Raw genomic sequence first — 12,176 nt, forward strand, 5'->3', positions numbered from 1 at the left:
GATCCGCAACGGATTGGTCTATACTATCCATCGGTACGTGCGTCTCGATTGATCCGATCGTTGCAACAAAGCAAACTAGATTCGATATTACCCGGTACGCCGTAACACGAAGATTCGCGGGTAAAGCCCACCCAGATCGATGCGCAGTTGTTGCTCAACACGCCATTGCGGGAGCATAGCCAGCGAACGTTCCATCAACCGCACTTCGTGGCTGATCAGCACGGCTCTTCCGCCCGGACGAGTCACACGCGCCGCTTCGGCCAGCAGTGTAGGGTAGAGGGTGAGATTGGTGGTGTGCGAGCCAACCAGATGACCAAACGGCAGATCGGCGAGCACTACGTCAATGCTCGCCGAGGGAAGCGGCAACTGACAGGCATCCCAATCGTACAGCTCTACCCGCTTACTCAAACCCGCAGCTCCTAGATTACGCCAGGCGCAGGCCAGTGCCGTCGGATCGGTATCACAGCCAATTGCTCGCGCCGCCGTTGTGATGAGTAAACGCTCGATCAGCAGCGTACCCGAGCCACATCCAACATTCAACACCCGATCCCCGGCATGTGGCTTACTCAGCACTGCCATTGCGTGTGCAACCGGCCCATTCAGCGCCCCTTCGCGATTACACACCCGCCACGAGCGTGTCGCTAAAGGGCGTGGCGTGAGACGGACCAGTACATCCCAACCACTCCGATCCCGGCTCGGCCGTAACCGGAGCAGCATGTCGCCGTCTTCCGTACCAATCGCCAGACCAAGCCGTTCGCCGATCATCTGCTTAAATCGTTGCAGAACACTGCTATCGGCACCAGCCGCGCTGAGAAAGAGGGTCTGAAATGTCCCTACCGGATGCAGGCGACGCACCATCTCAAGCATCGCGACCACTGCCCGAAAATGCTCATCACCGAGTAGTGCCCGCGGACGGGGTATTGCAAACCGACGAACAACGAAGACTGATATGACAGATCGCAGATCGAACAGTGCCTGTAACGAACCATGCATCGTCGCTCTAATGACACCACGTTCGGTCAGCGGTTCAAGACGTAAGCCGGTTGTGCGCAGTGCTTCCGCACGCGCCAGTTCTTCCAGCCCGGTCGGTACGACGATTTCAATCTGGTGCGACATTGTTATACTATATACTCATCTGTACCTGCCCTTACCAGATGGGCAGGGTAGACAATGCGCATCATCATAGCAGATAATCCTGTTACACGTGACAATTATGTTATGGCCTGTATGATGGAAGTATCGTGAATGCCTATGGACATCGGAATAACGATTTGGCCACCTATGCCGGCCCAACCCCAAGCACTACCTGCAAGCTGGTCGAGCTACGATCATGGCGCATTGCGTGAATTCTTACAGCGTGCGCACGACGTTGGGTTGCGGCAGGTTCGCTTCGACCTGCGTTGGGCCGAGGTACAACCGGGAACGCAGCGCATCTCGGTCGCAGCCCTCAATGGCTTCCACCGCGGGCTTGATCTGGCACAGGCGAATCACATGCAGGTTGTCGTCTCACTCATGAGCGCTACCTTGGGACCAACCCTGCATTTACCCGATTGGGCATTGGGGATACCGGCACAGGCACTCTCAACGCAGGCGGTAAGTGCTTTGTTGAGCACACCCACCCTCACAATTCTTGATAATTCCTTTTACCGTCAGGAGCCGGTGCGTGATCTCTACACCGATCCAGACATGCGGGCTGCCCAACGCTACTTGTTGCGCGAGGTGATCGGTAATTTTGCCGACCATCCAGCAATCAGTGGTTGGCTGCTGGCTGCCGGTTTCGAGCGTGTACGGCCACCGACAGACCATCGTGATATGGCGGCGTGGTGGGCCGATCTGGCCGAACAGGCCCGCTCTTACGGCGCTGAGCGGTTATTTGGGCATATCGATGCCACAGCCCTCAGTAGCAGGGTGAGCCTGCGGCCTTACGATATTGCGATGGCCGGTGGTGCGGTTGTGGTCAGTGTCGGGCCGTGGCCACCCCTTGGTGACGGTCCACCGGCTCGCGGCGCGGCTGCCTGCTTTCTGCATGCCGTTGTCGCCGGCCTTCTCGCCGAGGAAGTGAACGATACAGCGGCTGCGCAGGTCGTGATTGCCGATCTAGGTTGGCCGATGGCACCGCGCACGAACCTGTTCGGCTGGCAGGCCGATCAGGTGTTTGCTCAACCGGCCCACACATTCCTTGCCGACGAAGAGGCTGCGGCAAGTGCGTTGCAAGAATCTCTCACAACCCTGGCGTGCGCTGGGGCAGCCGCGGTCTGGCTGGCTGGGATGGTTGACCCACCTGAATCACAGTGGAACATTCCCCCATTCGACCGCAGTTGGATAGCACGCACCTGGGGCCTGTGGACGGCAGACGGTCGGGAAAAGGCAGGATGGGAAGCACTCCGCGAGGCGATTCGCCAGATGCCCGCAACGGCGAGATTGCCGGCGTTCCCGATTGATCCAGATCGCTTCTGGCGTGATCCAGCTAATGAATTACGACGCCTCTGGCGCGAATACCGCACCGAAATCCTGCCATCGTGATCTGCTGAGAGGGCTGGTGATCGGAATCGGCGATACTGCACAACGGCAGTGCCCCGCACCAGCAGAAAGGGCAGGCATTCGTCCTGCCCTTCCCTATGCACTGAACCCTGTTGCGGAGAAGCAACATACCCTACATCGTGCAGACGGTCGTGGCACGTCCAGGGCTACGCACCATCAGAGGCTTCAGGACGCCAGCCCAACTCGGCCAGCAGTGCCAGATCGGCTTTGGTCAGCACACCGGCAGCCGCCGCCCGCGCCAGCAGATCCGGGCGGCGGGCCAGCGTGCGCCGTAATCGTTCGGCCCGTCGCCAGCGGGCAATTTCACCGTGGTGACCGGACAGAAGCACGGGTGGCACTGCCCGCCCCTCCCACACTGCCGGGCGCGTATAGTGCGGATATTCGAGCAAAAAATCACTGTGGCTCTCTTCGACTATCGACTCGCCATCGATCACACCGGGCACCAACCGGGCCACAGCATCAACCACCACCATTGCCGCCAGCTCACCACCGGTAAGCACATAATCACCAATACTCAGCTCACGGTCAATCAGCGTCTCGCGTAATCGTTCATCGATCCCTTCATAGTGCCCACACACCAGGAGCAACCGCGGCAAGGTAGCCAGTTCACGTACAATTTGTTGCGTGAGCAGTTCACCGTCAGGGGTTAGCAAAATGGTCACCCCAGGCCGATCATCAGCAGCCCGCACTGCCCGAATCGCCGCCGCCACCGGCTCCACCTTCATCACCATACCGGCACCACCACCATACGGCGTATCATCAGCTGTCCGATGGCGATCCGTCGTCCATTGTCGAATATCGTGCAAGTGAATCTCAATCCGTCCAGCCTGTTGGGCACGCTTGAGAATACTCTCAGTTAACGGCCCCTGAAACATGGCCGGAAAGAGGGTCAAAATATCAAATCGCATGGGAACTACGCCTCAACACTGCGCAGATACTGGTCGAAGAACTCAACCACGCGCCGACAATAGCCGGGCCGATCAACAAAATAACCACCACAGTGATTGGCCCCAGGTACTTCCCACACCAACCGCGGTTCACGAGCTGCTGCATACAACTGACGAACATGGCAGACGGGGACAAGTGAATCATCAACACCGTGGATCAGGAAGACTGGACGGGGAGCGATCTGTCCGATTGCATCAATCGGACGGGCCTGGCTAAAACGATAGCCATGGCGCCAGGCAACAATGGTGTCGGCCAGATGTACCAGCGGGCGGAGCGGAACGCGCAGCACCCTTTCGACCGCATCGGCAACCACATCATCACCGGTGGTAAACGAACTGTCGGCAACCAGCGCTCTCACCGATTGATCGCGTGCCGTCGCCAGAATACCTACTGCGGCACCCATTGAATACCCGATAACACCAATCGCTGCATCTGGCATTCGCTGTCGCACATACTTGAGTGCGGCCAGGAGATCATCAACTTCACGGCTAACGAGCGTTTTCGGCCAAGCATCAGACTCACCGCGCCCTCGATAGTCGAACAGTAAGACATTATAACCGGCCCGCCAGCAATAGCTACCAATACCGAGTAACTCATCTTTGCGTCCAGCGTGGCCATGACTACCAACGATCACGGCGTTTGTCTCTGGACGCGGCAACCACCAACCAACCAGACGCAAGCCATCACTACTGCGAAATTCAACGGTTTCGTAAGGAACCTCAAGCTCCCACGGGGTAAAGGTATAGCTATCAAGGTAGGTTCGACGCGGCGACGGACTGACGCGAAGGCTAACGTAATAAGCCGTGACACCTCCCAACAAACTGAAAGCGCCAGCCAGCGCCATCGGTAATAGACTCCAGCCAGGTTTGACAGCCATAGCACTCCCCTATTCATTCCTGACAAACTCAAACGTTGTGGCACTTTGCGGCTCTAGCAGCACATGGATTTCGTACAGGCCATCAGCATGCCGGCCCTGAAAGGGCAAACCTAATCCCATCGCCAACCGGATCATAGGGGTATTATCGGCATGGGTTAAAAAGATCAGGCGTTCAAGCCCGGCGGCCCGCGCTTCGGACAGAAGTAATGCTAACAACTTACGCCCGACCCCTGTGCCTTGATAATCGTCACGTACCAGAATGGATGCTTCTGCAACCTTCGGGTTGTGCGGTAGACGGGCAAAACGGGCCACGGCAATTGCCTCTTCTGACCCTTGCTCATCAGCAAGCGCAACCAGTGCTGCTTCACGGTGAGGATTGATCGCTGCCAGTCGCTTTGCTGATTTGTGCACCAGTTCTGGAGAAGCATGCTCGGCGGCAATGAAGAAGCGGCGGTAGATCGTCTCAGGGGAGAGGCGATAAAACATACGCTCGAGGAGCACTGCATCGCTGGCAGCAAGGCTTCGCACGCGCAATGTGCGCCCATCACGGGTGGTGATAGTTGTCGGGATGTCCTGACATACCGGTTGATCGTTCATTGTGTCCTCTAACAGCTCTCTTCAACACGCGGATGTTCGATCCACGAAACCCATCACCAGCAAATGCGTTCCATTGCAATCACGCTTATATGGTGCTACACAGGTATTGTAGCATGAGAATGAAATGGAGGTGAACATAAATAACGCATTGCGTTATACCTGTATGATATGATGTTGAGGTGAAATACATATCCGTTAGATGAGGAACACGCTTGGAAGAGCTTATTGCCATCGTCGGACCGACCGCTGTCGGCAAGACAGCGTTGGCTATCGCCTGGGCCAGACGTATCAACGGCGAGATTGTGTCTGCCGACTCACGGCAAATCTACCGCTGGATGGACATCGGTACGGCCAAGCCGTCGCCTGAAGAGCAGGCCCAGGCGCCGCACCACCTGATCGACATTCGCAATCCCGATCAACCGTTTTCACTGGCCGAGTTTTGCGATCTGGCCACGGCAGCAGTCGCCGACATTCGTGCCCGGGGACGCATCCCACTTCTGGTTGGCGGTACTGGTCAGTATCTGGCAGCTTTCCTGGAAGGCTGGCAGGTACCACGTGTGGCGCCACAACCTGACCTGCGTGCCGAACTTGAACTCATTGCCGCTCGTGAGGGTCCGGCAGTGCTCCACGCACAGCTGGCTGCCGTCGATCCGGTGGCAGCATCACGCATTCCCCCTACGAATGTTCGGCGTGTAGTACGAGCGCTAGAAGTATATCTCGTCAGCGGCGAACCAATTTCGCGTCTGCAAGAGCGAAAAGAGCCTCCTTTTCGCCCACGCACCATCTGGCTCCATCGGCCACGCACCGAATTGTATGCCCGTGCCGATGCGCGGATTGAACGGATGATCGCTGCCGGTCTGGTCGAGGAAGTTGCCGATCTGCTGAACCGTGGCTACGACTGGTCACTCCCGGCAATGTCGAGTCTCGGTTACATTCAGTTTCGACCATATTTCACCGGTGAAGCCGATCTACCGACCTGTATCGAGCGGCTGCGCTTCGACACGCATGCATTCATCCGCCGCCAAGAGATGTGGTTTCGGCGCCTGCCCAATCTTGAAATCTGGACTCCTGATCATCCGTCCTGGCGTGAGATCACGGCTTGAGCAACGTGATACTCGCGCAGCACGTGTTCAATAAAACGTTCTGGATCGCCAGAACCCGGTGGCAAAGCCAGCCGCTGCTAGGGAACAGCCGCCAGACAAGCAGCCAGATCACCCCGCGCCGCGGTCTGCAACTCATCGCGCCGCTGTAAAAATTCAAGCAACAGTGCCAGGTCGGCAGAAGTCAATCGTTCAACATTCGGTACAAGCGGAGTGGGTGGGGCATCGGGGGCTCGCGGTGGCACCTGAACGACGACCGGCTGCATCACCTGCTCAAGCGTCAATGGCATCGCTTCGTGAACAACGACCGTGCCGGCGGTTAGATCACCTAACCGCCGATGGTAGCGATCAACAAACATCGTTACCAGACCAATCCCATAAAGCAGAGGCAGAAAATCAATTGCCCGCATCAAATTCCGCACCACGATGGCAGAAATGTCAACCGGGCGCCCACCCTCACGCAAGACGCGCAGCCGTAGTAACCGCTTCCCCGGCGTCTGACCGTTCCAGATCCACTCAAAGAAGACAAAGTACCCCCAATTCACAACAAACACCAGAGTCGCCAGCAGGGCCAGGATCACATCCTGGTTAGCGCTACTCGTGCCTTCATTTATAGCGACCATGACCAGACTGGTCGCCAGCAACGCTATGATGATGACATAATCCACGACCGCTGCCAGACTACGGCTAGCCAATCCGGCAGCCGTGTAGACGACCTGCACACCTTCTGGTGTCACCACCAGATACGGCTCACGCCATGAGGGTGTCGCGTTCATTGCGCTGTATCGGGTAACTCAGCATCGTCGGGTGGTGCCGAAACCAGTTCAGTCTTGTGCTCTGCCTCTAAATGGCTCATATCATTGACCGTCTTCACCCGCCAATGCTTATAGCCGATTTCCAGGATAGTGATGGAAGTATTGCCAATATGATCGTAGTGACCAAAGCCGACACCATCAAAATTTTCGGCGTGAGCGAGCAAGACCCGAATACAGCCCCCGTGCGTCACAAATGCCAGTGTCTGCCCACGATGCTGCGCCACCATTGCCTCAACGGCTGTAACGACTCGCTGCCGGACTGCGGCCACCGTTTCTCCACCACCGCGTGGGATGTCGTGGCCCTGGATTATCTGCTCCCAATGATCGGCAAAGCGAGTACGCACCTCTGCCGTCGTTAACCCGCTCCATGCCCCAACATCAATTTCGCGCAGGGCCGGCAAGAGCTGCACCGGGACGCGCAAGGCTGCGCCTATCTCCCACGCCGTCTGATACGCTCTGGCGAGATCACTACTGTAAATAGCGCTAAACGTCACACCTTCATTGGCCAGCCGCCGCGCCAGCAAGCGTGCCTGCTGATAACCAATCTCATTGATCGGAACATCAGCGTGTCCCTGCCAGCGCCCCTGTATATTCCAATCGGTTTCACCATGACGGATCAGGTAAACAGTTGTCATGCTCTTCCTCGTGAACAATCGCCGCACATGTTACTATGGTAACACATACCAATAACCAGGATTATGAACAGTTCCCACCAACTGTAGTAGCTGCAACCATGCCCGGCAGCGACTGTTATAACAGTTGCAGCATGAACGCCATCTGCGTCTATCTGACATTGGTCAGTGCAGGCACAGTCAATACCGCCATCTGATCTGCACCCTGTTCAAATGCCATAGCAACAAGGTCAACAGCCTCTGGTGAAAATGGTACAATGCCGGCATTGACCTTCGTTCAATGTTGTATGACCGGCCAGCAATCACCGGCATAACGACATGGACACGCCGAGTGTCAGAGGAAAACGCATGGTGACCCAACAGCCCGAAACGTTTACCGATCAGGAAATCGAGCTGCTTCAGCCATTTGTGACCAATGTGGATCGCCCCATCTTCTGTCTACGCAATCTGCCGGAAGTGGTGAAAGGCGCCCTCTTTGCCCGCTACAGTCGCAGTAGCAAAAGTCTACGGCGGCTCCTGCTCGACGAATTTATCAACGAACCAGAGTCTGGCTTTTCCGCTATGGTATCAGCCCAGGATCACAATCCGGCAGCACAACTGATCGCAACCCGTCAGGCGGAGGCATTCTACGACCGGGTGCTCATCGGGTACGGTGACGACTCGGTGGCTGAACTTGGCGGGGCACACCTGGCGTGTGAGGGGGTGAGCAACATCGCCGCCAAACTGCTCGAAGATAGCCGGCTCGGTATCTCACCGCTTGAGAAATCAACCCGCTACGTTCGCTTTGATCGCAAAGGACCGGACGGTTATCCCTACCTGCGCGAACCGGCCATCATGGCATCGCCATTGGCCGACCGCTATGTCGCGGTGATGGATCATCTCTTCACGACCTACAGTGAATTGCTGGAACCTGTTCAGACGTGGCTCCAGCAGCAGTACCCACGTGACGAGGCAACAACCCCGCGTGCGTATCGCAATACCATCCAGGCCAAAGCGCTTGATCTGTTGCGCGGACTGTTGCCGATGGCAACCAAAACCAATGTCGGCTTATTCGGCAATGGCCGAGCTTTTGAGTATCTGATTATCAAGCTGACTGCCTCACCATTTGCCGAAGCGCAGGCACTGAGCAAGATGATTCAGGCCGAACTGGATCAGGTCATTCCATCGTTTGTCAAGCGTGCCCGCTCTGAGCGCGGGCAGGCGTATGCCGACTATCTTGCGACGACACGGGAGCAGGTGGCAGTGCTGGCCCACCAGATACCGGTCGAAGCCGATTCCACCACGCCAGTGACCGTCACGCTGGTTGATTACGACCCGCGCGCCGAATGGAAACTCGCCGCAGCAATCCTCTACCCCCACCTCGATCTGCCATTGTCTGCTATTGAAGAGCTGGTTGCAGCTATGCCAGAAGCGGATCGCCATGCCTTGATCAACGCCGCCGTCGGAGATCGGGCCAACCGCTTCCATCGTCCCGGTCGGGCATTCGAGGAGCCGTACTACACCTTCGACATCCTGGCCGACATCGGTGCATATCGCGACCTGCAACGGCACCGCGTCCTCACCCAGGAACGCCAGCGCTTCACCGTGTGTCATGGCTACGTCACGCCACCAGAACTGGAGGAGATCGGAGTTGCCGACCGGTACCGGTCCGCACTTGACCAGGCTGCTGACCTAGTCATGGCACTTGAGGCGACGCTCCCCAACGAAGCGCAGTATGCGGTTCCGTTTGCCTTTCGGGTGCGCTGGCGGATCAAACTCAACCTGCGTGAAGCCTACCACCTGATCGAACTCCGCAGCGCCCGGCAAGGCCACCCCAGCTACCGCCAGATCGCACAGCTCATGTTTCGCGAGATCAGCGCCGTCCATCCCTTCCTGGCGGCTGGAATGCGCTTTGTTGATCACAATGAATACGACCTGGAACGTCTCGCCGCCGAACAACGGATTGATCAAAAGCGGCAGCAGGTGGGGAGGTAAGATGAGCCGCAGCGATATCGCATGTGATGTCGCTGTGGTAATCATCTGATTGCTAGATCGAGTTTGCCGGGTACTGAATGTTCAATCCGAAACAGCACCAGAATAGAGCGTGAAGCAGGTGTGTCTGGCTATTAAGCACAGCAGCAGACCGCCATACGCCAGAGATGCGGCGATATGACGGTTGTTGAAGAGAGACCTTTCAACAACGTGCTCATTCCTGCGCAACAGACAGCAACCTGCATCGCCGCTTCTAGCGAGCAAAGAGATTGTTTAACGACTCGGCGAGAGTTGGGTGAGCAAAAATACTATTATGCAGATCCGTTGCCGTCAATCCACCCTGCATTGCCAACTGCACCGCACTCATAATCTCGCCCCCATCAACCCCAAGCATGGCGAAGCCAAGAATCTGGTCGGTGTGAGCATCAACAACCGCCTTCATGAAGCCACGGGTTTCGCCCGTCGTAATAGCACGCGCAACCGAACTCATCGGCAGGGTAAATACGGTAATATCACGACCTTCAGCGCGGGCAACTTCCTCACTCAGTCCCACTCTACCCAATTGTGGATCGATAAAGACGGTATAGGGAACGAGCCGATTACGCCTGGTACGATTAGCACCCTCCAAAAGATTTGCCTTCAAGATACGGTAATCGTCGTAGGAGACGTGCGTGAAAGCCGGTACGCCGACAACATCTCCCACCGCATAGATACCGGGAACGTTGGTAGCGAGGCGATCATCAACGATGATATACCCTTGCCGATCAGTTGTCACATCCGCAGCAGCCAGATTCAACCGATCACTATTCGGCATTCTTCCCACCGCAACCAGCAGATGGGAACCATCGATCACTCGTTCACCATCAGGTGTCTCCACCGTCAGCCGAATCCCATTCTCTTCTGTACGCTCTACTTGCCGGGCCGAACTATTCAACAAGAGAGTAATCCCATCTTCGCGCAGAATAGTTGCTACTGCTTCGGCAACATCAGCATCCTCACGAGTTAACAGCCTTTCACCGCGCTGAACAATTGTCACCTGACTTCCAAACCGGCGAAACATCTGCCCGAACTCCAGCCCGATATAGCCACCGCCAAGGATTACCAGGTGTTCCGGTAAACGTTCAAGCTCCATGATTGAGGTTGAGTCAAGGAACGGCACATGCTCAAGACCAGGCAAATCAGGTATACGAGGACGGGCACCGGTATTGATAACAATGGTTGACACTTGCAGATAGCGGGTTTCGCCATTATTACACGCCACAACTACCGTTTGCGGATCGACGAACTGCGCAAATCCCATGAGTAATTCAACGCCATCAGCTTGGAGGTGACGTTCACTGCCGGTACGCCAGGCAGTCACAATATCATCTTTTCGCTGACGGATAAAGCTGAAATCAACGCTCACCGCACCGATTTGCACACCAAAGTCAGCCGCCCGCCGGACAAGATAGGCTGCACGAGCACTCGCAACCATTGTTTTGGTTGGTGTACACCCTTCATTGATGCACGTTCCACCCACATGCACTGCTTCAATCAACGCGGTACGGCGTCCGGATCGTGCAAACGCGCCGGCCAGTGGCCCACCAGCCTGACCGGCACCAATAACGATAGCGTCAAAATGTTCAATCATGAAAACACTCCTGGCGATTGTTTGTTTCGTTGTCAACGTTATATCATATTAGTCGACGGAATGATCGCTGACTGTGAGACAACTTACAAACTACGCGAGAACACCCGCCACAACAGCTCTCTTCGCCTATCCGGTACGATACCAGGTTCGACGGCAGATGCATTTCTCGATCCCCAAGACTTGCCTGAACTGTTACAAACTGTAATTGTGATCACTGTTCTTTTCTGCTCCAGGATATATCTTTAACAGCAGTGATCCCATCTATTGGAGCACAGAGGGTCAGCCCGGTAGCGTGGCCGGGCCGGCCCTTGCCAGGCAGTTTGAACGAAGGAGCACTACAATGACACAACCACTCGTGACTATCTACGGCGCAATGTGGTGCGGTGATTGTCGTCGCACAAAGCGCTTTCTCGATCAGCATGGCGTACAATACACATGGATCGACATCGAGCAAAACCCGGCAGCCGCCAGTACGATGGCGCAACTCAACGGTGGCCGGCAAAGCATTCCGACACTCGTATTTACCGATGGGAGTGTGTTGGTTGAACCAGACAACCGGGAATTGGCCCAGCTTCTGGGCCTGGGGTAAGCATTCAGGATGACTTGTTCAGGAGAGGTATGATCTGAGGTTTATGTTGAAACCCTACATTGCTACACGACCGGCCTGGTCAACTGCAAACAAGCCCGTCTCACAACCAGCGGCCTCGTCAACACGAGAGAGACGACCCCGTGCTACCACATAGCACCAGGAGACGTTCAATCTGCTGCCCGGTCGGGCTAAGGCGATCTCTGGCAAGCCACAGACCCGTGCGGAGGCAGCATCAGACACGGGAGAGAAACCACTACCCGGTTCGATTAGCCCTACGGGGTTGCATACCTTGAGGCAAGGCTCTCACTCACCGACTGCGTTGAACATGAGAGGGAGCAATTTACATCAATCTTGATAAAACAGATCAACTACCTCTCCTGAATAATATTCTGTAAGTGCTTTGTTGCAACGATCGGATCAATCGAGACGCACGTACCGATGGATAGTATAGACCAATCCGTTGCGGATCGGCTCAC

Annotated in this window: 11 protein-coding genes; 4 read left to right on the forward strand and 7 right to left on the reverse strand. The window is 56.1% G+C overall.

The features are described from left to right. Positions 1-87 precede the first annotated feature (87 nt). Positions 88-1,116: a methyltransferase domain-containing protein gene (locus VAE55_RS06510; protein ID WP_322814989.1), complete on the reverse strand. Its 1,029-nt coding sequence runs from the start codon at positions 1,114-1,116 to the stop codon at positions 88-90. Between the two features lie 165 nt (positions 1,117-1,281). Here VAE55_RS06510 and VAE55_RS06515 point away from each other — a divergent pair, with 165 nt between their 5' ends. Continuing rightward, positions 1,282-2,523, forward strand: a complete 1,242-nt coding sequence (locus VAE55_RS06515; RefSeq protein ID WP_322814990.1) for a hypothetical protein — start codon at positions 1,282-1,284, stop codon at positions 2,521-2,523. Between the two features lie 164 nt (positions 2,524-2,687). On the opposite strand, the gene trmD is transcribed toward VAE55_RS06515, so the two are convergent. The 3 genes from trmD to VAE55_RS06530 are packed head-to-tail and all read right to left on the reverse strand — an operon-like array spanning position 2,688 to position 4,963. Then, positions 2,688-3,449, reverse strand: coding sequence for a tRNA (guanosine(37)-N1)-methyltransferase TrmD (trmD, locus tag VAE55_RS06520; RefSeq protein ID WP_322814991.1), 762 nt, complete (start codon positions 3,447-3,449; stop codon positions 2,688-2,690). A gap of 5 nt (positions 3,450-3,454) precedes the next feature. Then, the gene (locus tag VAE55_RS06525; RefSeq protein WP_322814992.1) at positions 3,455-4,366 is read right to left on the reverse strand and encodes an alpha/beta hydrolase; all 912 of its coding nucleotides are present in this window, start codon (positions 4,364-4,366) and stop codon (positions 3,455-3,457) included. Positions 4,367-4,375: 9 nt separating this feature from the next. Further along, complete coding sequence (locus VAE55_RS06530; protein ID WP_322814993.1) at positions 4,376-4,963, reverse strand: GNAT family N-acetyltransferase; 588 nt, start codon at positions 4,961-4,963, stop codon at positions 4,376-4,378. Positions 4,964-5,175: 212 nt separating this feature from the next. On the opposite strand from VAE55_RS06530, the gene miaA reads away from it, so the two are divergent. Then, a complete protein-coding gene (gene miaA / locus VAE55_RS06535; protein WP_322814994.1) occupies positions 5,176-6,066 on the forward strand; it encodes a tRNA (adenosine(37)-N6)-dimethylallyltransferase MiaA in 891 nt (296 codons plus the stop codon). A gap of 77 nt (positions 6,067-6,143) precedes the next feature. Here the strand turns inward: miaA and VAE55_RS06540 are convergent, their stop codons facing one another. Both VAE55_RS06540 and VAE55_RS06545 read right to left on the reverse strand, forming a co-directional pair. Further along, positions 6,144-6,839, reverse strand: a complete 696-nt coding sequence (locus VAE55_RS06540) for an RDD family protein (RefSeq protein ID WP_322814995.1) — start codon at positions 6,837-6,839, stop codon at positions 6,144-6,146. Beyond that, positions 6,836-7,513: a histidine phosphatase family protein gene (locus VAE55_RS06545; protein WP_322814996.1), complete on the reverse strand. Its 678-nt coding sequence runs from the start codon at positions 7,511-7,513 to the stop codon at positions 6,836-6,838. The genes VAE55_RS06540 and VAE55_RS06545 overlap by 4 nt, the downstream gene beginning before the upstream one ends. Before the next feature lie 345 nt (positions 7,514-7,858). Between VAE55_RS06545 and VAE55_RS06550 the strand changes: the two genes are divergently transcribed. Beyond that, a complete protein-coding gene (locus VAE55_RS06550) occupies positions 7,859-9,484 on the forward strand; it encodes an FAD-dependent thymidylate synthase (RefSeq protein WP_322814997.1) in 1,626 nt (541 codons plus the stop codon). Positions 9,485-9,734: 250 nt separating this feature from the next. Here the strand turns inward: VAE55_RS06550 and VAE55_RS06555 are convergent, their stop codons facing one another. Next, the gene (locus VAE55_RS06555; RefSeq protein WP_322814998.1) at positions 9,735-11,111 is read right to left on the reverse strand and encodes a mercuric reductase; all 1,377 of its coding nucleotides are present in this window, start codon (positions 11,109-11,111) and stop codon (positions 9,735-9,737) included. Positions 11,112-11,451: 340 nt separating this feature from the next. On the opposite strand from VAE55_RS06555, the gene VAE55_RS06560 reads away from it, so the two are divergent. Then, positions 11,452-11,700, forward strand: a complete 249-nt coding sequence (locus VAE55_RS06560) for a glutaredoxin family protein (protein WP_322814999.1) — start codon at positions 11,452-11,454, stop codon at positions 11,698-11,700. The last annotated feature ends 476 nt before the right edge of the window (positions 11,701-12,176 follow it).

Source organism: Chloroflexus sp. (genome assembly GCF_034432675.1).
In the GTDB taxonomy this organism is placed as follows: Bacteria; Chloroflexota; Chloroflexia; order Chloroflexales; family Chloroflexaceae; genus Chloroflexus.

Bases quoted from the DNA above. Each gene is read 5' to 3' on its own strand.
- VAE55_RS06545 (WP_322814996.1), bottom strand. From the start codon at position 7,513: ATGACAACTGTTTACCTGATCCGTCATGGTGAAACCGATTGGAATATA.
- VAE55_RS06530 (WP_322814993.1), bottom strand. From the start codon at position 4,963: ATGAACGATCAACCGGTATGTCAGGACATCCCGACAACTATCACCACC.
- VAE55_RS06560 (WP_322814999.1), top strand. From the start codon at position 11,452: ATGACACAACCACTCGTGACTATCTACGGCGCAATGTGGTGCGGTGAT.
- VAE55_RS06515 (WP_322814990.1), top strand. From the start codon at position 1,282: ATGCCGGCCCAACCCCAAGCACTACCTGCAAGCTGGTCGAGCTACGAT.
- trmD (WP_322814991.1), bottom strand. From the start codon at position 3,449: ATGCGATTTGATATTTTGACCCTCTTTCCGGCCATGTTTCAGGGGCCG.
- VAE55_RS06510 (WP_322814989.1), bottom strand. From the start codon at position 1,116: ATGTCGCACCAGATTGAAATCGTCGTACCGACCGGGCTGGAAGAACTG.
- VAE55_RS06555 (WP_322814998.1), bottom strand. From the start codon at position 11,111: ATGATTGAACATTTTGACGCTATCGTTATTGGTGCCGGTCAGGCTGGT.
- VAE55_RS06525 (WP_322814992.1), bottom strand. From the start codon at position 4,366: ATGGCTGTCAAACCTGGCTGGAGTCTATTACCGATGGCGCTGGCTGGC.
- VAE55_RS06550 (WP_322814997.1), top strand. From the start codon at position 7,859: ATGGTGACCCAACAGCCCGAAACGTTTACCGATCAGGAAATCGAGCTG.
- VAE55_RS06540 (WP_322814995.1), bottom strand. From the start codon at position 6,839: ATGAACGCGACACCCTCATGGCGTGAGCCGTATCTGGTGGTGACACCA.